A 20,275-nucleotide genomic window follows, 5' to 3' on the forward strand; every position below is an offset into this window, starting at 1 on the left:
CCTGACGGACTTGGCCACCACGCTTCGGCAGGCCCGATGCCACTCCCGGGGCGGAAAACCCGCGCGGCTTCGTCGTTAGGTCGCCAGCCGTGGCCCGTGTCTGTTTGTTACTAGACTTGTAAGAGTCGAAAGAGGTTTTAAATGTTTGAGTCCGTACAGGGCCTGCTTGATGAGCATGATGCTATCCAGGCGCAGCTGGGGGATCCTGCTGTCTATGCCGACCAGCGGCTTGCCCGGAAACTGGGGCGCCGTTCGGCTCAGCTCAATGGCATTGTTGAGGCCTACCACAAGTGGGAAGGCCTCCGGGATGACCTTGCTGCTGCCAAGGAGATGGCGTCCGAAGACCCCGAGTTTGCCGCTGAGGTGCCTGAGCTGGAAGCTGCCCTTGAGGTGGCTGCCGCGAAACTGCGCCGCCTCCTCATCCCGCGCGATCCCGACGACGCCCGCAACGTGATCCTTGAGGTCAAGGGCGGCGAAGGCGGCGACGAAGCCGCACTGTTCGCCGGCGACCTGCTGCGCATGTACACGCGCTACGCGGAGTCCCGCGGCTGGAAGACCGAGATCATCTCCGCCACGGAATCCGACCTTGGCGGCTACAAGGACGTCCAGGTTGCCGTCAAGGGCAGCTCGAACGATCCTGCCGAGGGCGTGTATGCCCGCCTCAAGTTCGAGGGCGGCGTGCACCGGGTGCAGCGCGTTCCCGTCACCGAATCCCAGGGCCGCATCCACACCTCGGCTGCCGGCGTCCTGGTCCTGCCCGAAGTGGATGAGCCCGAAGAGCTTGAGATCAACCAGAACGACCTCAAGATCGACGTCTACCGGTCCTCCGGCCCCGGCGGCCAGTCCGTGAACACCACTGATTCCGCCGTGCGCATCACCCACCTTCCCACGGGCATCGTGGTGGCCATGCAGAACGAAAAATCCCAGCTGCAGAACCGTGAAGCGGGTATGCGTGTGCTCCGGGCACGCATCCTGGCGCACCAGCAGGAGCAGATCGACGCCGAAAACTCGGCACAGCGGAAATCCCAGATCCGCACCATGGACCGTTCGGAGCGCATCCGCACCTACAACTACCCGGAAAACCGCATCGCGGACCACCGTACCGGGTACAAGGCATACAACCTGGACCAGGTCATGAACGGCGACCTGGAGCCGGTCATCCAGTCCGCCATCGAGATGGACGAACAGGCACGCCTGGACGCCATCGGCGACTAGTCCCTTCGGTACCTTCCAGACATGACACTCGAGCCAGGCCAGTCGCTCGCGGATGCTGTCAGCGCGGCAACGGATATCCTCCGCGACGCCGGCGTCCCCAGTCCGCGGGTGGACGCCGAGCTGTTGGCCGACCACCTGCTGAACGTGGGGCTCGGCCGCCTGCGTGCCATGATGCTGGGGGATGCGCCCGCGCCGGAGGGTTACGAGGCGCTGGTGGCGGAGCGCGCCAGCCGCATACCGTTGCAGCACATCACCGGAGTGGCGCATTTCCGCTACCTCGAGCTGGCCGTTGGCCCCGGCGTCTTCGTACCCCGCCCTGAGACCGAATCGGTGGCGCAGCTGGTCATCGACCACGTCCGCGGGATGGCCCGCCCGCGGATCGTCGACCTCGGGACGGGCTCGGGTGCCATCGCAGGCTCCATCGCCCACGAGGTCCCTGGTGCGGAGGTGCACGCCGTCGAGTTCAGCCCCTTCGCCCACGCCTGGGCAGCAAAAAACCTGGCCCCGCTGGGTGTCCGGCTTGTGCTCGGGGACCTGCGGGACGCGCTGCCTGAGCTCAACGGGACTTTCGACGTCGTGGTGTCCAATCCGCCGTACATTCCCGCCGAAGCCGTCCCCACCGAGCCGGAAGTCGCCCTTCATGACCCGCCGGAGGCGCTGTACGGCGGGGGAGCGGACGGCATGGAACTTCCGACGGCGGCCGCTGCCTCCGCTGCCCGCCTCCTGCGGCCGGGGGGCTACTTTGTGATGGAGCACGCAGAAGTCCAGGCGGGTTGGATTTCGGACCATTTGGCCGGTACAGGAAACTGGACCGGGATCAGGACGCATCTGGACCTGAACGGCAAGGAGCGCGCCACCAGCGCCGTGCTCGCGGATCCGGACCACAGCGAATGAAAGGATAGGCGAGTGACCACTACCTACAACTGCACCAGCGATGACGAGCGTGCCAAGGGACTTGAGCACGCCCAGCGGGCCATCAGCGAAAAGAAGTGCGTCGTCTTTCCCACGGACACGGTCTACGGGATTGCAGCCGACGCCTTCTCGCCCCAGGCCGTGACCATGCTGCTGGTGTCCAAGGGCCGCAGCCGGGCCATGCCGCCGCCCGTGCTGATCCCGCGGATCAACGCCCTGGACGGCCTCGCCACGGACGTCCCGGCCGACGCCCGCAAACTGGCGGAAGCGTTCTGGCCCGGAGGCCTCACCCTCATCCTCCACGCACAGCCATCCCTGGACTGGGACCTTGGCGAGACCAAGGGCACTGTGGCCCTCCGCATGCCGGACGATGAGATTGCCCAGGAACTGCTGACCCTTACCGGACCCCTGGCCGTATCCTCGGCCAACCGCACCGGCCATGCCCCCGGACAGACAGCTGCTGCGGCCCGCGAGCAGCTGGCCGACTCCGTGGAGGTCTACCTCGAAGGCGGCTTCCGGCCGCTGGAAGGCGAGGCCGCAGTACCGTCCACGATTGTGGACGCCACGGGTCCGCGCCTGCGCGTGGTCCGGAACGGTGCGGTCACCCTGGACCAGCTTCGCGAACACGTACCCGGAGTCCTTGGCCTGGGCGAGATCCCCATGGCCGAGGAGGAACCGGCAGGAGAAGCAGCAGCACCTGACGAAGCGGCCCCGGCAGAAGCTGCACATGCCGAAGCAGCACCGGCACCTGACGAAGCTGCACGTGCCCAAGCCGCACCTGCCGGCGGGTCTCCGGTTGATGAGACTGCCGCTGTGGAATCTCCTTCCGGGGAGCATACAGCTGTCCCGGCTCCGGTTCGGAACCCTGAACCGTGATGGCGCTTGACCGCCAGCGGATCCCGGTGCTGGAGGTCGATGCGACCCCGCTTCGCGTGCCGGACCTGATGGCTGAACTCAGCCGCTTCGTCGAGGAAGGCTCCACCCGCACGGTGCTGGGGCACAACCTGCACAGCGTCACCCTGACCCTCTCGGATGAGGGCTTCCGGGACCTCTACCAGCGCAGTGATGTGGTTTTGCTGGATGGCGCTCCCGTGCTCTGGCTGTGGGGGAGGACCGGCAAAGCCCAAGGACCCGTCATGGACTACCGGCTGGGTACCACGGACTGGCTCCCGGCTTTGGGAGAGGTGCAGGGTCTTGAGCGGATTGCCGTGATCGGCGCAGGCCCCGAGGCAAATGCCGCGGCCGTCAGGCAACTTGAGTTGATTGTCCCTGCTGCCCGGGTGGCGGGCTTGCCCGGGGAGGGCTGGAACGGGGATCTCGAAGACCGGGCCGTTGAATGGCTCCACGCGCAGCAGCCGCAGCTCGTCCTGCTGGGCCTGGGCATGCCCCTCCAGGAGGAAGTGCTGCAGCGGCGCCTCGCCGACATGCCGCCGGCTATCTACTGCGCGGTGGGGGGAGCCATCGAACAGCTGGCCGGCTTCCAGAAGCTTGCCCCACGCTGGCTGGGCCGGATGGGGCTGGAATGGGCCTGGCGGCTGCTGCTGCATCCCCGCCGTGTTGCCTACCGCGTGCTCGGAGAACCCTGGGTCCTGCTGTGGCTCCTTGGGAGCCGCCGCGTGAAGCGGGCCCTTCCCGGGCCCGGCAAGTAAACGGGGGCGGGACCGCAAGCCCTTTCTAGAACTTCTGGTCTTCCAGCGGGGCAAAGCCCTTGCCGCGAAGGCCGGTGGAGAAGGACCTGGCCCACCCCAGGAAACCTTTAAAGTCCCGCCGCTGCGCGAAATAGCCTGCATACCCGCCTACGTCCGCAATAAAGGACCGGACGCGGAAGTACCGGCGGATCAGGTAGCCGCGGTTCCGGTAATAGTAGTACCGCTTAAACGCTGACTCCGGGACGATGACGTGCCAGCCTGCGCCAAACACATGCTGGGTTTCCGAGAACGCATGCGGGTGGCTGATGGCGGTGGTGGTCACGGTGCCAAACCTGATGCCCGCTTTGCGCAGCCGAATGGTGAAGTCCACCTCGTCGCCGCGGATGAACAGCCGCATGTCCGGCAGTCCCACTTTGAAGAAGACGTCGGAGCGGATCAGCGCGCCATTGAAGAAGTGCCCGTCGTTGGGCAGGAAGCCAAGCTTCTCCACCTCGGCGCGGCTGTGCGTCACCTTGCCGTCAAGGCGGAAGAAAAAGGACAGCCGGTCCGGCTGGCCAGGCGCGGTCACCAGCGGAACCACCGCCTCCAGGTCCCTTGCCTCGGCCTCACGCAGCAGCGTGGCGAGGCATTCCGGATCCGCCGGTTCGGCGTCGTCATCCATCATCCAGATCCACTTGGCTCCGCTCGCCACTGCCTTGAGCGCTGCCAGGGCGAAGCCGCCAGCGCCGCCGAGGTTGGCCTCCGAGCGGACGTAATCAACGTTCGGATGTTCATCGGCTGTGTCACGGGCCGGGGTTTTGCCGCTGTCAACCAGGCAGATGGTGTCCACTGCGGCCGTCTGGGCATTGATGGAATCCAGCAGGACGGCCAGTTCCTTCGGCCGGTCGAAGGTCACGGCAGCAACTGCTATGCGGGGGGTCATGGGGGTCCTTTCAGCATGGCTGACAGGGATTTCCCCGCTCGCAATGCGCCAGTGTGGCGCGAAGCCATGAAGCTGTTGGCGCTAGTATCTTTGACTAGAGTCCACTGTAATACAGCCCTGTAAGGCACCGCGTATGAGGAAATACGCACTGCCTGCTGCGCTCGGCGACGGAGAAGTTTCATTTATCGAAGAACAGATTCCCGGCCAGTGAGCCCCATAGCCAAGGACCAGCTGCCATTGCCGTTGCCCGGCGGCAGTGTCTCCCCGGAAACGGAACCCGCCCCATGATCATGTACCTGCTGATGGGACTGACGGCTGCTGTCGTGTCCTATGCGGCTACATGGGGAGCACGGGTCGTCGGCCACCGGCTCGAACTCCACATGCCCATCCGAAGCCGCGATATGCATTCCATTCCCGTGTCCCGCCTGGGCGGCGTGGCGATCTTCCTCGGTGTCATGGTGGCCCTCATCGTCGCCAGCCAGTCCTTTTTCGTGAAGGACATCTACCGGAACAACTTCTCGCCATGGGGCGTCCTCGCAGGCGCAGCCGTCATTGTGCTGGTGGGCGTCGCCGATGACCTGCTGGACATCCGGTGGTGGGTGAAGCTGATTGGCCAAAGCATTGCGGGCCTGACCGTGGCCGTCTGGGGGGTCCAGATGACCATTCTCCCCTGGGTTCCGGAGCCGATCTACCTCGAAAATGAAACCGTCCGGGTCCTTTTGACTGCCGGACTGATCGTCACCACGATGAATGCCTTCAACTTCATCGACGGGCTGGACGGCCTTGCCGCAGGAGTGGCCATCATCGGCGGCACGGCGTTCTTCTTCACTGCCTACTGGGTGCATCGCAACGCTGTCCTGCTGGACTATTCAGACCTCGCGACCCTGATTACGGCAGTCCTGGTGGGCAGCTGCCTGGGCTTCCTGCCGCACAACTGGTTCCCGTCCAAGATCTTCATGGGCGATTCCGGCGCCATGCTGATCGGGCTGCTGATGGCCTCGGCGGGCGTGGTGTCCACGGGACAGATCACCTCGGGGCTCTACGACAGGGTCAACGGCATCTCCACGGTGATTCCCATCCTGCTTCCGTTCGCGGTCCTCTTCCTTCCGCTGCTGGACCTCGGCCTGGCGGTGGTGCGACGGACTGCCCGGGGCCGATCGCCCTGGTCCGCCGACCGCGGCCACCTGCACCACAAGCTCCTGGACATCGGCTACTCGCACCGCACCGCAGTTATCCTGATGTACCTCTGGACCGCCATCCTCTCCTTCGGGGGACTGGCCTTCGCCATCTTTCCGTGGCAGATTGTGCTGTCCATCGACCTCTTCGCCACCCTGGTCATGGGCCTCATCACCGCCTGGCCCTACCTGGCCCGCCGGGGGGAAGAGACCCGGGCGTAACGTCCGTGCGGAAATATTTCTATCTCGTGTAGAATTTAGGGGCAGCCAAAGCTGCCCCTCCACACAGCCTGTTGACGATCTGCCGCAGGTGCCGACGATTGGGATCGAATGACCTCCAACGCCGAGTCTGGACCTCTGTCCGGCAATGGACGCGTTGGCGCATCCGGCCCCACGCCGTCGCTCTGGCTGCACCTCCTCAAGCTGAGTTCGATCGCGTCGGGGTGCGGACTCCTGCTTTGCGCTGTACCGGCCATGCTGCTGGATGGCGTGACCGGGGTGCTGTCCAGTACGTCCGGTGGCCTGCTGGTGATGCTGTTCTTCGGCATCAGCCTCCTCGTAGGTCACTTCGTGGGCCGCAGCAATCCTTCCGGGGCCATTGGCATGTTCGTGGCAACCTACTTTGTCAAGGTAGTCGGTTTCGCCGTCGTCCTGTTCGTCGTGGGAGCACCGCAGTGGCTGGACGGGCGCTGGTTTGTGGCCGGCGCCGTCACCGCGGTGGTGCTGTGGCAGGCTGCTGAGATCTACGGTTTCAGCAAGGCGCGCCTCCAGATCTACAACGATCCAGAACCCAAGGAAAACCCCGATGCGTGATCCGAAGAAGCCCAGCCAAGGCAACACCGGCAACGGCGGATCGAGCGGTCCCGCCCCCGGTGTATCAGGCGACGGAACCAGCGGCGGATACAACGCCGGCATGGCCGTATTCAGCTACATCATTGGCGGAATCATCGTCTGGAGTTTGATAGGGTGGGGACTGGATTACGTGTGGGGAACGCGCTGGATTGTGCTCGCAGGCGCTCTGCTTGGAGCCGTCGGAGGTTTTTACCTTTCCCACATGCATGGCCTTACCAGTTCTCGAAACAACGCTGGGGAGCGCCATGCTGCCAGCGGGCCGTCCCAGGACGGCGACACTAATGCCAAATAATTTCACAGGGGGAACAGCAGGCCATCAGGCTGCCGATCCCCGCCCAACGCCCAATGATGGACACTGCAGAGAGGAAACGCGTTGATCGCGCTTGCGCTCCCGGCCCAAGATTCAGGAGAGTTCACTCCTCCTGGTATTAACGAAATGCATTTGCCGGCAATCCTGCCGTGGGGTGCCGCAGAAGGATTCTCCAAGCAGATGCTGCTGGTCCTCCTCTCTGTCGTCTTTATCGCCGTCTTCTTCGTGCTCGCTGCACGCAAGCAGCAGCTGGTACCCGGCAAGCTCCAGTTCGCCGGCGAGGCCGCCTACGGCTTCGTCCGCAACGGAATCGCCAAGGACATCATCGGTGGCAAGGACTTCATCAAGTACGTCCCGCTGCTGTTCAGCCTTTTCTTCTTCATCCTGGTTAACAACATCTACGGCGCCATCCCGTTCTTCCAGCTCCCCACGTTCTCGCACGTGGGCGGAGCCTATGTGCTGGCCGGCATCGTCTACTTCACCTGGATCGCCATCGGCGTCAAGAAGAACGGGCTCCGCTACTTCAAGCTGGCCACCGTGCCCTCAGGCGTGCCGTGGTACATCCTTCCGATCGTGATCCCGATCGAGATCATCTCCAACTTCCTGGTCCGGCCGGTCACGCACAGCCTCCGTCTGTTCGCCACCATGCTGGCAGGCCACCTCATCGTGATGATCGCAGGCTACGGCATCGAGTTCCTCGTCATGCAGGAGAACATCCTGCTCAAGGGATCCTCGCTCCTGGTCCTCGCCGGCGCGATCGCCATGTACATGCTTGAAGCCCTGATCATGGTCCTGCAGGCGTACGTCTTTACCCTGCTGACCGCGATCTACATCGAAGGCGCGCTTCACGCCGACAGCCACTAGGCACCCGCCGCACGGCATCGCGCCGCAGGCACACAAAAACTTCCCCTCGCGGGGATAGAGCAACCCAAACAACCTGCCACACGGGTGGCATCTTGAAAGGAAGAAAAATGGAAGGCAATCTCAACCTCGTAGGTTACGGTCTGTCCGCAATCGGCGGTGGTATCGGTGTTGGCCTCGTATTCGCTGCCTACATCAACGGCGTTGCACGTCAGCCGGAAGCACAGCGCGTCCTGCAGCCGATCGCATTCCTCGGCCTTGCGCTCACCGAAGCCCTCGCCATCCTCGGCCTGGTCTTCGCCTTCGTTCTCTAGTCCTTAGAGCGAAGCGAACTTACAGAACCGAGTAGAAAAGGACGGGTGAAATATGAATCAGCTGATCATCTCAGCCGCCACTGAGGGCGAAGTCAACCCCCTGGTTCCCAACATCTGGGAAATGGGCGTTGTCCTCGTGGGCTTTGCCATCCTCATGTTCATCGTGGTCAAGTTCGTTGTCCCGATGTTCGAAAAGACCTTCGCCGAGCGTGCCGAGGCCATCGAAGGTGGCATTGCAAAGGCTGAAAAGGCCCAGGCTGAGGCTTCTGCTGCACTCGAAGAGTACAAGCAGCAGCTGACCGACGCCCGCACCGAAGCCAACCGCATCCGTGAGGAAGCCCGCGCCGAAGGTGCCCAGATCCTCGCGGATCTCAAGGAGAAGGCAGCTGCAGAGTCTGCCCGCATCACGGCCCAGGCGCACGCCCAGATCGAATCCGAGCGCCAGGCGGCCGTTGTGTCCCTGCGCTCCGAGGTCGGCACTTTGGCCACCACCCTGGCCGGCCGGATCGTCGGCGAATCGCTCAACGACGATGAGCGTGCAGCTCGGGTCGTGGACCGCTTCCTGGCAGATCTGGAGACCCAGAACGCAGGTGCAGCTAAGTAATGGCAGGCGTATCGAGCGAATCGCTGGCAACAGCGCTGACTGCGTTGGAAGCCAAGCTTCCGACGGCGTCGCTGCAGCTGGCAAAGGAACTCTTCGGAATTCTGGGAATGGTGGACAGCTCGGCTGGCTTGCGCCGCGCCCTGACTGACCCGTCCCGCAACGGTGACGAAAAGTCGGCGCTGGTCAGGCAGCTGGTTAGCGGAAAAGTCTCCGCTGATGCTGCAGATATCGCGAGCGGACTGGCCAGCCTGCGCTGGGCAACTGCCCGTGACATCGGCGATGCACTCGAGACTCTTGCCGCAACGGTGGTCATTTCCGTTGCCGAAAACAAGTCGGCCGTTTCTGCCTCCGGAATCACTGGCCTGGAAGAACTGGAGAACGATCTGTTCTCCTTCAACCAGGCTGTTGCCTCCAGCCACGAGGTACAACGTGCTCTGTCCGAAACACAGGCCAGCGCCGCAGCCAAGTCGGCATTCGCCGAAAAGCTGGTGCCCGGCGCCAGTGAGGAAGCCAAAGTCCTCATCCGGCAGGCCGTCACCCAGCCCCGCGGCATCAAGCCCACCCGGCTGGTGGAACGTTTTGCGGAGCTTGCAGCCAAGCGGCAGCAGCGCTGGATTGCAACGGTCAATGTGACCCGTCCCCTGACGCAGACGCAGCTTGCACGCCTTCAGGCGGGCTTGAACGCCATGTACGGGCGGGAACTGAAGATCAACCTCAACGTTGATCCGGCACTCATTGGCGGCATCCGCGTCCAGGTCGGTGACGAAGTGCTCGACGCTTCGGTACTCACCAGGCTGGGCGAGCTGCAACGCCAGCTGGCCGGCTAGCCGGACAAGCACAAACAAACTGATAGAAACCCCGGTCACCGGCAACGGTGATCACAAAAACAGGAGAGCAGGGACTGCAGATGGCCGAATTGACCATCAACGCCGACGACGTCCGTAATGCGCTGAACGAGTTCGCGGCGTCCTACGAACCCGGAAACGCAGAACGCGTAGAGGTCGGCCGCGTATCTACCGCTGGTGACGGCATCGCCCGTGTTGAGGGCCTTCCCTCGGTCATGGCGAACGAGCTGCTTCGCTTTGAGGACGGCACGCTGGGCCTGGCCCAGAACCTCGACGTCCGCGAAATCGGCGTCATCATCCTCGGTGACTTCACCGGCATCGAAGAAGGCCAGGAAGTCCACCGCACCGGACAGGTTCTGTCCGTTCCCGTGGGCGACGCCTTCCTTGGCCGTGTTGTCGACCCGCTGGGTATGCCCATCGACGACCTCGGCGAGATCAAGGCCGAAACCACCCGCGCACTGGAGCTCCAGGCTCCCGGCGTGACCCAGCGCAAATCGGTGCACGAGCCGATGCAGACCGGGCTCAAGGCCATCGACGCCATGATCCCGATCGGCCGCGGCCAGCGCCAGCTCATCATTGGCGACCGCCAGACCGGCAAGTCAGCCATCGCGATCGACACCATCATCAACCAGAAGGCCAACTGGGCTTCGGGCGATGTGACCAAGCAGGTCCGCTGCATCTACGTGGCGATCGGTCAGAAGGCGTCCACCATCGCCGCCATCCGCCAGACCCTCGAGGACAACGGGGCACTGGAGTACACCACCATCGTGGCGTCTCCGGCATCCGACCCCGCAGGCTTCAAGTACCTGGCACCGTACGCCGGTTCGGCCATCGGCCAGCACTGGATGTACGGCGGCAAGCACGTCCTTATTGTGTTCGATGACCTCTCCAAGCAGGCTGAGGCCTACCGTGCAGTGTCGCTGCTGCTCCGCCGCCCGCCGGGCCGCGAAGCCTACCCGGGCGACGTGTTCTACCTGCACTCCCGCCTGCTGGAGCGTTGTGCAAAGCTGTCCGACGAGCTGGGTGCCGGTTCCATGACGGGCCTGCCGCTGATCGAGACCAAGGCGAACGACGTGTCCGCCTACATCCCGACCAACGTCATCTCCATCACCGACGGCCAGATCTTCCTGCAGTCGGACCTCTTCAACGCCAACCAGCGCCCCGCTGTTGACGTGGGTGTGTCCGTGTCCCGAGTGGGCGGCGCCGCACAGGTGAAGTCCATGAAGAAGGTCTCCGGTACGTTGAAGCTGGACCTCGCACAGTACCGCGACATGCAGGCATTCGCCATGTTCGCCTCGGACCTGGATGCCGCATCGCGCCAGCAGCTGACCCGTGGCGCCCGCCTCATGGAGCTGCTCAAGCAGGGCCAGTACTCACCGTTCCCGGTCGAGAACCAGGTCGTCTCCATCTGGGCCGGCACCAACGGCTACCTGGACGACGTTCCGGTTGAGGACATCAGCCGCTTCGAGTCCGAGTTCCTGGAGCACCTGACGCACAAGTCCTCGATCCTCACCACGCTGGCGCAGACCAACGTGCTGGACGATGACACCGCGGCAGCTCTCAAGTCGGCAATCGTCGACTTCAAGAAGGGCTTCTTCGGCGAGGGTGACAACCACCTGGTGGGTGCGGGGCATGAGGAATATGCCGCCATCGACGAGGGCCAGGTTGACCAGGAAAAGATCGTCAAGCAGAAGCGCTAGTTCCATTGGCAGGGTGTGCCGGGTCCACAGGACCCGGCACACCCGGCCTACGGAACGCTAGGAAAGGATAAGTATGGGAGCCCAGATCCGGGTCTACCGCCAGAAGATCAGCTCGACCACGTCGATGCGCAAGATCTTCAAGGCGATGGAACTGATCGCTACCTCGCGCATCGGCAAGGCCCGTGCGCGCGTAGCAGCTTCACTGCCTTACGCGAACGCGATCACGCGCGCCGTTTCTGCTGTCGCAAGCCAAAGCGAAATCGACCACCCGCTGACCACTGAGCCGGAGCAGATCCGCCGTGCCGCCGTCCTGGTAATTACCGCGGACCGCGGACTGGCAGGTTCCTACTCGGCCAGCGTGCTCAAGCAGGCGGAAGGTCTCATCGAGCTGCTCCACGAAGAAGGCAAGGAAGTTAAGACTTACGTCGTTGGACGTAAGGCCCAGGCCTACTTCGATTTCCGGAACCGTGAATACGCACGGGTCTGGACCGGAGGGACAGATGCGCCTGAGTTCACCACCGCGCGTGAAATCGGCGAAGCGCTGCTGGCCGAGTTCGCGACCGACTACGAAGAGGGCGGCGTGGACGAGATCCACGTGGTTTACACCCGCTTCAAGTCCATGGTCACCCAGGAGCCCACGGTCATCCGCCTGCTTCCCCTGGAAGTAGTGGAGGAGCAGGCTGCTTCTGAATCGGACCTGTTGCCGCTGTACGAGTTCGAGCCGGAAACTGAGCGCGTTCTTGACGCTCTGCTGCCGCGCTACATCGAGTCACGCATCTTCGCGGCCATGCTGCAGGCGGCAGCTTCCGAGCTTGCTGCACGCCAGCGGGCCATGAAGTCCGCCGGCGACAACGCCACGGACCTCATCAAGAAGTACACGCGTCTGCGCAACACGGCCCGCCAGGCTGAAATTACGCAGGAGCTTTCCGAGATTGTTGCCGGCGCGGACGCCCTCGCGTCCTAGCCAGCAGCAGACCGGATTCCGCTGGACCTGCACCACCACAGATAAACTTAAACCCACGCCATCTACTGAGTGAAGTGAGAGAGATGACTGCCACTGCTACCGAACACGTAGCCGCAACGTCCGGTGCCACCGGCCGCATTGCGCGCGTAATCGGCCCGGTTGTCGACGTCGAATTCCCGGCCGACGCAATCCCGTCCATCTACAATGCCCTCACCACCGAGATTACTCTCAACGGTGTAACCAAGACCATCACGTTCGAGACCGCCCTGCACCTGGGCGACAACCTCATTCGCGCCATCTCCCTGCAGGCTACCGACGGACTGGTCCGCGGCACCAACGTCGTGGACACCGGCGCCCCCATCTCCGTACCCGTTGGCGACGGCGTCAAGGGCCACATCTTCAACGTGCTGGGCCAGCCCCTGGACGTTGCAGAGTCGGAACTGGACATCAGCGAACGCTGGCCGATCCACCGCAAGGCACCGAACTTCGCCTCGCTCGAAGGCTCCACCGAGATGCTGGAAACCGGCATCAAGGTCATCGACCTCCTCACCCCGTACATCAAGGGTGGAAAGATCGGCCTCTTCGGCGGCGCCGGCGTGGGCAAGACCGTTCTGATCCAGGAAATGATCACCCGTGTGGCCCGCAACTTCGGTGGTACCTCGGTATTCGCCGGCGTCGGCGAGCGTACGCGTGAAGGTAACGACCTCTGGGTTGAAATGGAAGAGGCAGGCGTCCTCAAGGACACCGCCCTTGTGTTCGGCCAGATGGATGAGCCGCCGGGAACGCGTCTCCGCGTGGCCCTGTCCGCGCTGACCATGGCGGAGTACTTCCGCGATGTGCAGAACCAGGACGTGCTGCTCTTCATCGACAACATCTTCCGCTTCACCCAGGCAGGCTCCGAGGTTTCCACCCTCCTCGGCCGCATGCCGTCCGCCGTGGGCTACCAGCCCAACCTGGCAGACGAGATGGGCCTCCTGCAGGAGCGCATCACGTCCACCAAGGGCCACTCCATCACCTCGATGCAGGCCATCTACGTTCCCGCAGATGACTACACCGACCCGGCTCCGGCAACGACCTTCGCACACCTGGACGCGACCACGGAACTTTCCCGTGAAATCGCCTCCCGTGGTCTGTACCCGGCCGTTGACCCGCTGACGTCGACCTCCCGCATCCTGGATCCCCAGTACATCGGCAAGGACCACTACAACACGGCTGTCCGCGTGAAGCAGATCCTGCAGAAGAACAAGGAACTCCAGGACATCATCGCCATCCTCGGTGTGGATGAACTCTCCGAAGAGGACAAGATCGTCGTGTCGCGTGCACGCCGCATCCAGCAGTTCCTTTCCCAGAACACCTACACCGCCAAGCAGTTCACCGGCGTCGAGGGCTCCACGGTTTCCATCAAGGACACCGTTGAAGGCTTCACAGCGATCTGCGACGGCGACCTCGACCACATCGCGGAGCAGGCGTTCTTCAACGTCGGCGGCCTCGACGACGTCGAGCGCCAGTGGGCCAAGATCCAGGAACAGACCAAGTAATATGGCTGAGCTTGAGGTTGAGATTGTCGCAGCGGACCACTTCGTGTGGTCCGGAGCGGCCAAGATGGTCAAGGCCCGCACCAGCGATGGTGAAATCGGAATCCTGCCCGGCCACTCGCCCCTGCTGGCGATCCTGGCCGAGGGTGAACTGGCGATCCAGCCGGTATCGGGAGACCGTATCGCGGTAGAAGTCGACGGCGGGTTCTTCTCCGTGGACAACAACCGCGTGGTCATCGTTGCTGACAACGCCCAGCTGGGCGGCTCGGTTACCGCTGGGATCCGCTAGCATCACCTTGATGGACGCATCGAGTCTTCCGTTCATCGCCATGGCAATCGCTTTTGGATTGCTGATCTTTGCACTGTGCCTTTCGGGGGTGCGCCGCTTCAACCTGCGGCGTGCCCTCGGCACGGTGGACGCCTCCATTTGCATGGCTGGAAACAGCTGGCAGATGGGGGTTTGTCGTTATCAGGACAACGACCTCGAGTGGTTCCGGCTGCTCTCCCTCAGCGTCCGGCCCAAACACAAGTTCAAGCGCCACAGCCTTGAACTGCTGGGCCGCCGCAAACCCACGGAGGCCGAGGCCGTGAAGGTCCAGCCCGACGTCGTGATCGTTGAACTGCGTTATGAAGGCAAGGACCTGCGCCTCGCCATGAAATTCGATGCCTACACAGGCCTCTCGTCCTGGCTGGAGGCCGGTCCGGTCATCGGCGTCGGCACCTGGCGCTAGCTGACGTGGACTGGCTCTTCGAGGTCCGGCTCGTGGACGGGCCGGTCTACTGGTTGTCCCTCATCCTGGGCCTCGCCGGGGCGCTGTACCTCCTGGTGCCCCCTTCCGGCATCCCTCCCCGGCCCTGGCTTCTCCGGGTCCTGGCAGGCGCAGCTGCAGCGATTGCACTGGTCTTCGCCGTGCACTGGGCCCTCATCAACGTCTTCTCCGTCTTCACCGCGAACATCCCGGACGCTGTCCTGCTCTGGATCGTGGCCGCCGTCGCCGCCCTCATCCTCCTGGTCCTGCGGGTGCCCCGCGGCACCTGGCGGAGCCGTGGAACCGGGCTCGCCGCAGTCCTCCTGGTCGCGGCTCTCTCGGCGGTACAGATCAATGCCTACTATGGCCTCAACCGCACCGTCAGTGACCTCTTCGGCACGGCACTGGCCAGGGTCCCCGCGCTGGAGCGGGACCTGATGCGCCAGCCTGGCGAGGCCGACGGCGCCACGCTCCAGGGCTGGACCGCGGAGGGGGAGATGCCGGGCGGCGGAGCGCTGCGCCGGTCCGTGATCCCGGGGGATGTCTCCGGAATGGATACCCGGGAAGCCTACATCTACCTTCCACCCGCCTACTTTGCACAGAACCGTCCCGCCCTCCCGGTGCTGGTGCTGGTGGCGGGTCAGCCGGGCGGCCCGGCGGACTGGCTGACCGGTGGTGCGCTGCAGTCCCACATGGACGCCTTTGCTGCCGCGCACGGGGGAGTGGCGCCCGTGGTGGTGGTGCCCGACCCCAACGGGTCCCAGTCCGCCAACACCATGTGCATGGACAGCCGGATTGCACGCGCGGACACCTACCTCTCCCAGGACGTCCCGCACTGGATAAAGTCCACGCTCGCCGTCGACACAGACCATCGCAGGTGGGCGGCCGGGGGGTTCTCTTTCGGCGGCACCTGCGCACTGCAGCTGGGAACCAGGCATCCGGACCTCTTCCCCTCGGTCTTGTCCTTCTCCGGCGAGGCGGAGCCCGCGATTGCCAAGGAGCGCCACAAGACCATCGAGGCGTCCTTTCCGGGGGACCCCGAAGCCTTCGTACGGCAGACTCCCCTGGTCATCATGAAAGATCGGCGCTTTGAAGGCAGCGGACTCTACCTGACCGCCGGGCAGGACGACCCGGAATTCGTCGGTTACCTCCGCACCCTGGCCGCAGCGGCGGAGGATGCCGGGTTTACGGTGCGCGCCTACGAGGTGGAGCATACCGGCCACTCCTGGGATACCTCCTCGAAACGTATCGGCGACGCACTCGATTTCCTGGCCGAGCGGTGGGGGCTGGAGAGGTGAACGCTGACAGGCAGGTGCGTACTGCCCGCCTCGCCTGGTCCACGGTGGTGCTGCCTGCCCTCCATGACGGGAAGGCAGCCCTGAAATCGGCCCCCTTTACGCTTGTGGTGCTCGGTCTTTTCCTCGCCGTGGGGGCAGTGACCGGCAGCTTCGCGGCAGGCCCGCCCGAACAGCTGCTGGGACTTGCGGGCGTCAGCGGGCCGGGGCTTCGGGACGGCACCTGGTGGTCCCTCTTTACCAGCCTCTTCTTCGCCACGAATCCGCTGGCCTACCTGGTGGCCGCACTGATGATTGTGGTCTTCCTGGGGCCCGCCGAACGCAGGCTGGGAACGCGGGCGGCCATCGCGCTGCTGCTGGGAGGCCAGTTCGCCGCCGTCACGCTGTTCCTCCTGGTGACTCAGGTTGCCGGGTACGTGGGGGACGGCTGGCTGGACCGGATGTCGGACGACGTCCTGGTGGGCCCTTACGCCCCGCTGCTGACGGCGGGACTGGCGGGAAGCGCGCGGCTGCCGGTCCTGTGGCAGCGCAGGCTCCGGACAGCCGTGCTGTCCATCTCGCTCCTGCTGGTCCTGTATGTGGGCCACGCTGAAACCGTGATCGGGCTGCTGGGCGCCGTGCTGGGGCTCCTGGCCGGGTGGTGGATCCAGGGGGACCAGGGACAGCTCCACCGGCACCGTTCAACCGGACGCGAAACCAGGAACCTCCTGGCCCTGACGGTCGCCGTCTTTGCCGTGGGACCGATCCTGACCGGCATCGCCCGGGCGCCCACGGGTCCGCTGGCCCTGCTGCGCGACGTGGTCCTGAATCCGTTGCCGACGCTTGGGCAGTTTGCATTCAACTGCGGCGCCACGGTTGAGGCTTCCTGCCTGGAAGAGGGCCGGGCCGGTTTTGCCGGTCCGGTCGGGCTTGCCCTGGCGGTGGTCCCGGTAGCCCTGCTGCTCATCTGCGCGGACGGCATGCGCCGCGGCCGGCGCCTTGCCCTGAACATTGCCATCGCCATCCAGCTGGCCGTTACGGCGCTGGCCGCCGTCTACCTTGCCCTCTTCGCGCTGTTGCCCTCGAGGAGCCAAGTGCCCAATGCCGGACCGCTGGGCTCGGCGTTTGCCCACGTGCTGCCCCTTGTGGTGGTGCCGCTGCTGCTGGCGCTGGTCCTGTGGTTGAACCGGTGGCAGTTCCGGGTGCAGACAGCGCCGTACGCCCGCCGGGTGCTTGCGGCGGTGGCGGGAGGAACATGGCTGGCGCTGGCCGGCTCCTACGCGCTGGCCTGGTTCTGGTCAGGAGGGCTGGAGCGCGACGGCGGGTTGCTGGGACTGCTGGCCGAGCTGGCCAGGCAGTATGTCCCCATCCCCATCCCGCAGCATTACCGCGGCGTTTTCGCTGACCGCAATGCCGTGGAATCCGTGCTGTTTGCCTATTCCGGACCGGTGTTTTGGGTCATCGCGCTTGCCGCCGTGTGGTGGGTGCTGCTGGGCAAGGCCCATGGCACAGACTCCGGCGTGGAGGACAGGGAGAGGGCCCGGTCGCTCCTGCGCCAGGGCGGCGGCCCGCTCTCGTGGATGGCGCTGTGGGAACCCAACACCTACTGGTTCAGCTCCGACGGCAAGGGTGCCGTCGCCTTCCAGCAGCACGGCAGCGTTGCCCTCACCCTGGGCGGAGCCTTCGGACCGAAGGAAGCCCAGCAGCGCGTCACCGGCGAATTCCTGGCCTATTGCAGGAGCCACGCGTTGATTCCGGCACTGTATTCGTGCGATGACACATTGTGGCCGGCACTTCAGGAGCAGGGGTTCGCCCGGGTGGCCGTTGCCCAGGAAACGCGGTTGCCAATCCGCGAGCTTGAGTTCAAAGGCAAGGAATGGCAGAACGTCCGGACAGCGCTGAACCGGGCCGCCAAGCTGGGCGTTCGTGCCGTGTGGGGGCCTTACCACTCGCTGCCGGCGGCGCTCCGGTCACGGTTGAGCGAGGTGTCCGAAGAGTGGGCAGCAGGAAAGTCTGTCCCCGAGATGGGCTTCACCCTGGGCGGTGTGGACGAGCTTGAGGACGAGGAGGTGCTGTGCTGCCTCGCCGTGGACGGCAACGGAACCGTCCACGGCGTCACCAGCTGGCTTCCCGTGTACGACGGCGGGCGGCTGGTCAGCCGGACACTGGACGTCATGCGCCGTGGCGCCGAGGGTTTTCCCGGGGTGATGGAGTTCCTGATCGCCTCCGCGGTCCTGGAGCTGCGCGGCTCGGTGGAGGTCATCTCCCTGTCCGGTTCCCCGTTGGCGCGGGTCCCCGATGGCGGGGAGGACGGGCAGCCGGGGCCGGAGAACCTGGTGAAAATCCTGGACCTCGTGGGGCACGCGCTGGAACCTGTTTACGGGTTCCGGTCCCTGGCGGCGTTCAAATCAAGGTTCAAGCCCGAGTATCGCGCACTCTACCTCTTTTACCAGGACCCGCTGCACCTGCCGGCCATTGGCCGGGCGCTGACCCGCGCCTACCTCCCCGGGCTGTCCCTCGCGCAGGGCGCGCGTCTGGTGCGAAGTTTAGGAAAATGAATACCGCGCGGCACCTTTACTGATGCATTTCCTCCAAAACGGGCGGCCGGGAATCCGCGCCTTTTGTCCTGCAACTCCGGCTTCTGGAACTGAACATAAAAATGGTCCCCGGCATAAATGCCGGGGACCATTTTGCTGCCAACCGCTGGTGCGGGCGGCGGGCGGAGACTAGACCAGCGTTACGCCGGTAGCCTGCGGACCCTTTGCGCCCTGTCCGATTTCGAACTGAACGCGCTGGTTCTCGTCGAGGGTCTTGAAGCCGCCGGTCTGGATTTCGGAGTAGTGGACGAAGACGTCACCGTCCGAATCATCCGGGGTAATGAAGCCGAAGCCCTTTTCAGCGTTGAACCACTTGACGGTTCCCTGTGCCATTTATTTCTCCTCATTGTGGAACTTTTTAAGATCGGCACACCTCGTGCCGGCCTTGGTCACTCCGCGAGAAGAATCCTGGTGTGCCGCCCCTGGAAAAGGAACCGGCGGTGCAGGAGCTTCGCGCTCGCAACATGTCTTGCGAGCATGAAAAAACACCTACACAAAGACTGAGATAAGAATTTCATGCCCATTCCCGCAGGTCAACGGTTTGGGCTTCAAAACGGATAAATTTTGGGCAAAGAGGAGGTTAATGCGCACGTCAGGGCATCCTCCACCACACAAGGACCACCGGGCGGCACCGTCAGAAAAGCCGGGACTCGCTGTCGTCAACGCCGCGCATGGCGTCGTAGTCCAACGTGACGCAATCGATGCCCCGGTCATTGGCAAGGACCTTGGCCTGCGGCTTGATCTGCTGGGCCGCGAAAATTCCGCGCACCGGGGCCAGCAGCGGATCGCGGTTGAGCAACTCGAGGTATCGCGTGAGTTGCTCCACGCCGTCGATATCGCCGCGCCGCTTCAGCTCAATGGCAACCGTAGCGCCCTCGGCATCGCGCGCCAGGATATCCACCGGACCGATGGCGGTGAAGTATTCACGGCGGATGAGGGAGTACCCCGTCCCCAGGGTCTCGATCTGTTCGGCCAGGAGCCGCTGCAGGTCTGCCTCCACGCCATCCTTGATGAGCCCGGGGTCAACGCCGAGGTCGTGGGACGATTCATCGAGCTTTTCATGGATGTTGATGATGAGCCGGTCATCGGTCTTGGCCGACTGGACGGTCCACTGCTCCATCACCCCCAGCTCAAGATCCACGTCTTCCGGGGAGGAAACCCTGAGCGTGGCCGGGGGGCTCATCCAGTTGAGCGGCTTGTAGGAACCGCCGTCTGAATGGACCAGGACGGAGCCGTCGGCCTTCACCAGCAGGAGCCTGGTGGCAAGCGGGAGGTGGGCTTTGAGCCGGCCAACATAATCAACGGAGCATCGGGCTATGACAAGTCGCACGCCGTACAGACTACCGTCTGCAGTGGACGCAGCTGGCAGCCGGTGCCCACCGCCCCCGGGCTTGCCCGCAGGAATATGCACGGCGGCTGGGGCAGAATGGAAGCATGCCGCGCTCCAACCGACCCCGCCGTCCAGTGTCCGGAAAGGGGGCTGTGTCCGGGAGGGCGGGCGCTGGAAAGAAGGGCAGCCGGGAGGTACCCGAGCTCGACCTGGAACGGGCGCGTGCCGGCATCGCGCGGCGGGAGAGCGCCCCTGACGGCGAGTGGATGGTGCGCACCATGACCGCCAGGAATGCCGAAAAGACCTACATCTGCCCCGAGTGCTCCACGGCCGTGCCGCCCGGTGTGGCCCACCTGGTGGTCTGGAAGGACGACCACCTGTTCGGCGCTGCCGCCGGACTGGCCGAGCGGCGGCACTGGCACACCAACTGCTGGATGTCGCGCAGTTACCGCTACCGCTGAACGGGC

General features: G+C 64.3%; 22 protein-coding genes. 19 read left to right on the forward strand and 3 right to left on the reverse strand.

Going from position 1 to position 20,275, the window contains the following annotated elements; translation table 11 throughout:
- Positions 1–141: 141 nt before the first annotated feature.
- Genes prfA through HTS88_RS13325 form a run of 4 tightly spaced genes read left to right on the forward strand, consistent with a single transcriptional unit; the run spans position 142 to position 3,776 of the window.
- A complete protein-coding gene (gene prfA, locus HTS88_RS13310) occupies positions 142–1,215 on the forward strand; it encodes a peptide chain release factor 1 (RefSeq protein WP_174179130.1) in 1,074 nt (357 codons plus the stop codon).
- Between the two features lie 21 nt (positions 1,216–1,236).
- Positions 1,237–2,109, forward strand: a complete 873-nt coding sequence (gene prmC / locus HTS88_RS13315; RefSeq protein ID WP_174179133.1) for a peptide chain release factor N(5)-glutamine methyltransferase — start codon at positions 1,237–1,239, stop codon at positions 2,107–2,109.
- A gap of 12 nt (positions 2,110–2,121) precedes the next feature.
- Positions 2,122–3,003 (forward strand): L-threonylcarbamoyladenylate synthase, encoded by an 882-nt coding sequence (locus tag HTS88_RS13320; RefSeq protein WP_174179135.1) that lies wholly within the window; start codon positions 2,122–2,124, stop codon positions 3,001–3,003.
- Positions 3,003–3,776 (forward strand): WecB/TagA/CpsF family glycosyltransferase, encoded by a 774-nt coding sequence (locus tag HTS88_RS13325; protein ID WP_174179137.1) that lies wholly within the window; start codon positions 3,003–3,005, stop codon positions 3,774–3,776. Before HTS88_RS13320 ends, HTS88_RS13325 begins: the two co-directional genes overlap by 1 nt.
- A gap of 25 nt (positions 3,777–3,801) precedes the next feature.
- Here HTS88_RS13325 and HTS88_RS13330 read toward each other — a convergent pair whose 3' ends face one another.
- Positions 3,802–4,698 carry a glycosyltransferase gene (locus tag HTS88_RS13330; protein WP_174179139.1) on the reverse strand — a complete coding sequence of 299 codons (897 nt, stop codon included), beginning with the start codon at positions 4,696–4,698 and terminating at the stop codon, positions 3,802–3,804.
- A 284-nt stretch (positions 4,699–4,982) separates the two neighbouring features.
- Here HTS88_RS13330 and HTS88_RS13335 point away from each other — a divergent pair, with 284 nt between their 5' ends.
- The 14 genes from HTS88_RS13335 (at position 4,983) to HTS88_RS13400 (ending at position 18,439) form a co-directional block, all read left to right on the forward strand.
- A complete protein-coding gene (locus tag HTS88_RS13335; RefSeq protein WP_174179141.1) occupies positions 4,983–6,095 on the forward strand; it encodes an MraY family glycosyltransferase in 1,113 nt (370 codons plus the stop codon).
- A gap of 108 nt (positions 6,096–6,203) precedes the next feature.
- Positions 6,204–6,686: a Cg1360 family ATP-synthase-associated protein gene (locus HTS88_RS13340; protein ID WP_174179143.1), complete on the forward strand. Its 483-nt coding sequence runs from the start codon at positions 6,204–6,206 to the stop codon at positions 6,684–6,686.
- On the forward strand, positions 6,679–7,017 hold the full coding sequence (locus HTS88_RS13345) for an AtpZ/AtpI family protein (RefSeq protein WP_174179145.1): 339 nt from the start codon (positions 6,679–6,681) through the stop codon (positions 7,015–7,017). The genes HTS88_RS13340 and HTS88_RS13345 overlap by 8 nt, the downstream gene beginning before the upstream one ends.
- Before the next feature lie 81 nt (positions 7,018–7,098).
- The gene (gene atpB, locus HTS88_RS13350; protein WP_174179147.1) at positions 7,099–7,899 is read left to right on the forward strand and encodes a F0F1 ATP synthase subunit A; all 801 of its coding nucleotides are present in this window, start codon (positions 7,099–7,101) and stop codon (positions 7,897–7,899) included.
- A 107-nt stretch (positions 7,900–8,006) separates the two neighbouring features.
- Positions 8,007–8,210: an ATP synthase F0 subunit C gene (atpE, locus tag HTS88_RS13355; RefSeq protein ID WP_009356484.1), complete on the forward strand. Its 204-nt coding sequence runs from the start codon at positions 8,007–8,009 to the stop codon at positions 8,208–8,210.
- A gap of 52 nt (positions 8,211–8,262) precedes the next feature.
- Positions 8,263–8,814 carry a F0F1 ATP synthase subunit B gene (locus HTS88_RS13360; RefSeq protein WP_066277091.1) on the forward strand — a complete coding sequence of 184 codons (552 nt, stop codon included), beginning with the start codon at positions 8,263–8,265 and terminating at the stop codon, positions 8,812–8,814.
- Positions 8,814–9,641: a F0F1 ATP synthase subunit delta gene (locus HTS88_RS13365; protein WP_174179149.1), complete on the forward strand. Its 828-nt coding sequence runs from the start codon at positions 8,814–8,816 to the stop codon at positions 9,639–9,641. The genes HTS88_RS13360 and HTS88_RS13365 overlap by 1 nt, the downstream gene beginning before the upstream one ends.
- Before the next feature lie 80 nt (positions 9,642–9,721).
- Positions 9,722–11,359 carry a F0F1 ATP synthase subunit alpha gene (atpA, locus tag HTS88_RS13370; protein WP_066277086.1) on the forward strand — a complete coding sequence of 546 codons (1,638 nt, stop codon included), beginning with the start codon at positions 9,722–9,724 and terminating at the stop codon, positions 11,357–11,359.
- Between the two features lie 73 nt (positions 11,360–11,432).
- Entirely contained in the window at positions 11,433–12,323 is an 891-nt protein-coding gene (locus tag HTS88_RS13375) for a F0F1 ATP synthase subunit gamma (protein WP_104184909.1), read from the forward strand.
- 83 nt (positions 12,324–12,406) lie between these two features.
- Positions 12,407–13,861 carry a F0F1 ATP synthase subunit beta gene (atpD, locus tag HTS88_RS13380; protein ID WP_104184908.1) on the forward strand — a complete coding sequence of 485 codons (1,455 nt, stop codon included), beginning with the start codon at positions 12,407–12,409 and terminating at the stop codon, positions 13,859–13,861.
- Position 13,862: 1 nt separating this feature from the next.
- The gene (locus HTS88_RS13385; protein ID WP_174179151.1) at positions 13,863–14,147 is read left to right on the forward strand and encodes a F0F1 ATP synthase subunit epsilon; all 285 of its coding nucleotides are present in this window, start codon (positions 13,863–13,865) and stop codon (positions 14,145–14,147) included.
- 10 nt (positions 14,148–14,157) lie between these two features.
- The gene (locus HTS88_RS13390; RefSeq protein ID WP_174179153.1) at positions 14,158–14,589 is read left to right on the forward strand and encodes a DUF2550 domain-containing protein; all 432 of its coding nucleotides are present in this window, start codon (positions 14,158–14,160) and stop codon (positions 14,587–14,589) included.
- A gap of 5 nt (positions 14,590–14,594) precedes the next feature.
- Positions 14,595–15,905 (forward strand): alpha/beta hydrolase-fold protein, encoded by a 1,311-nt coding sequence (locus tag HTS88_RS13395; protein ID WP_174179155.1) that lies wholly within the window; start codon positions 14,595–14,597, stop codon positions 15,903–15,905.
- Positions 15,902–18,439, forward strand: coding sequence for a phosphatidylglycerol lysyltransferase domain-containing protein (locus HTS88_RS13400; protein ID WP_343044963.1), 2,538 nt, complete (start codon positions 15,902–15,904; stop codon positions 18,437–18,439). The genes HTS88_RS13395 and HTS88_RS13400 overlap by 4 nt, the downstream gene beginning before the upstream one ends.
- A gap of 168 nt (positions 18,440–18,607) precedes the next feature.
- Here the strand turns inward: HTS88_RS13400 and HTS88_RS13405 are convergent, their stop codons facing one another.
- A complete protein-coding gene (locus tag HTS88_RS13405) occupies positions 18,608–18,811 on the reverse strand; it encodes a cold-shock protein (protein WP_011692441.1) in 204 nt (67 codons plus the stop codon).
- Between the two features lie 301 nt (positions 18,812–19,112).
- Positions 19,113–19,808 (reverse strand): endonuclease NucS, encoded by a 696-nt coding sequence (gene nucS / locus HTS88_RS13410; RefSeq protein ID WP_174179159.1) that lies wholly within the window; start codon positions 19,806–19,808, stop codon positions 19,113–19,115.
- Positions 19,809–19,912: 104 nt separating this feature from the next.
- Here nucS and HTS88_RS13415 point away from each other — a divergent pair, with 104 nt between their 5' ends.
- On the forward strand, positions 19,913–20,269 hold the full coding sequence (locus HTS88_RS13415; RefSeq protein ID WP_174179161.1) for an ATP/GTP-binding protein: 357 nt from the start codon (positions 19,913–19,915) through the stop codon (positions 20,267–20,269).
- Positions 20,270–20,275 lie beyond the last annotated feature (6 nt).

It is taken from the genome of Pseudarthrobacter oxydans (genome assembly GCF_013314975.1).
GTDB lineage: Bacteria > Actinomycetota > Actinomycetes > Actinomycetales > Micrococcaceae > Arthrobacter > Arthrobacter oxydans.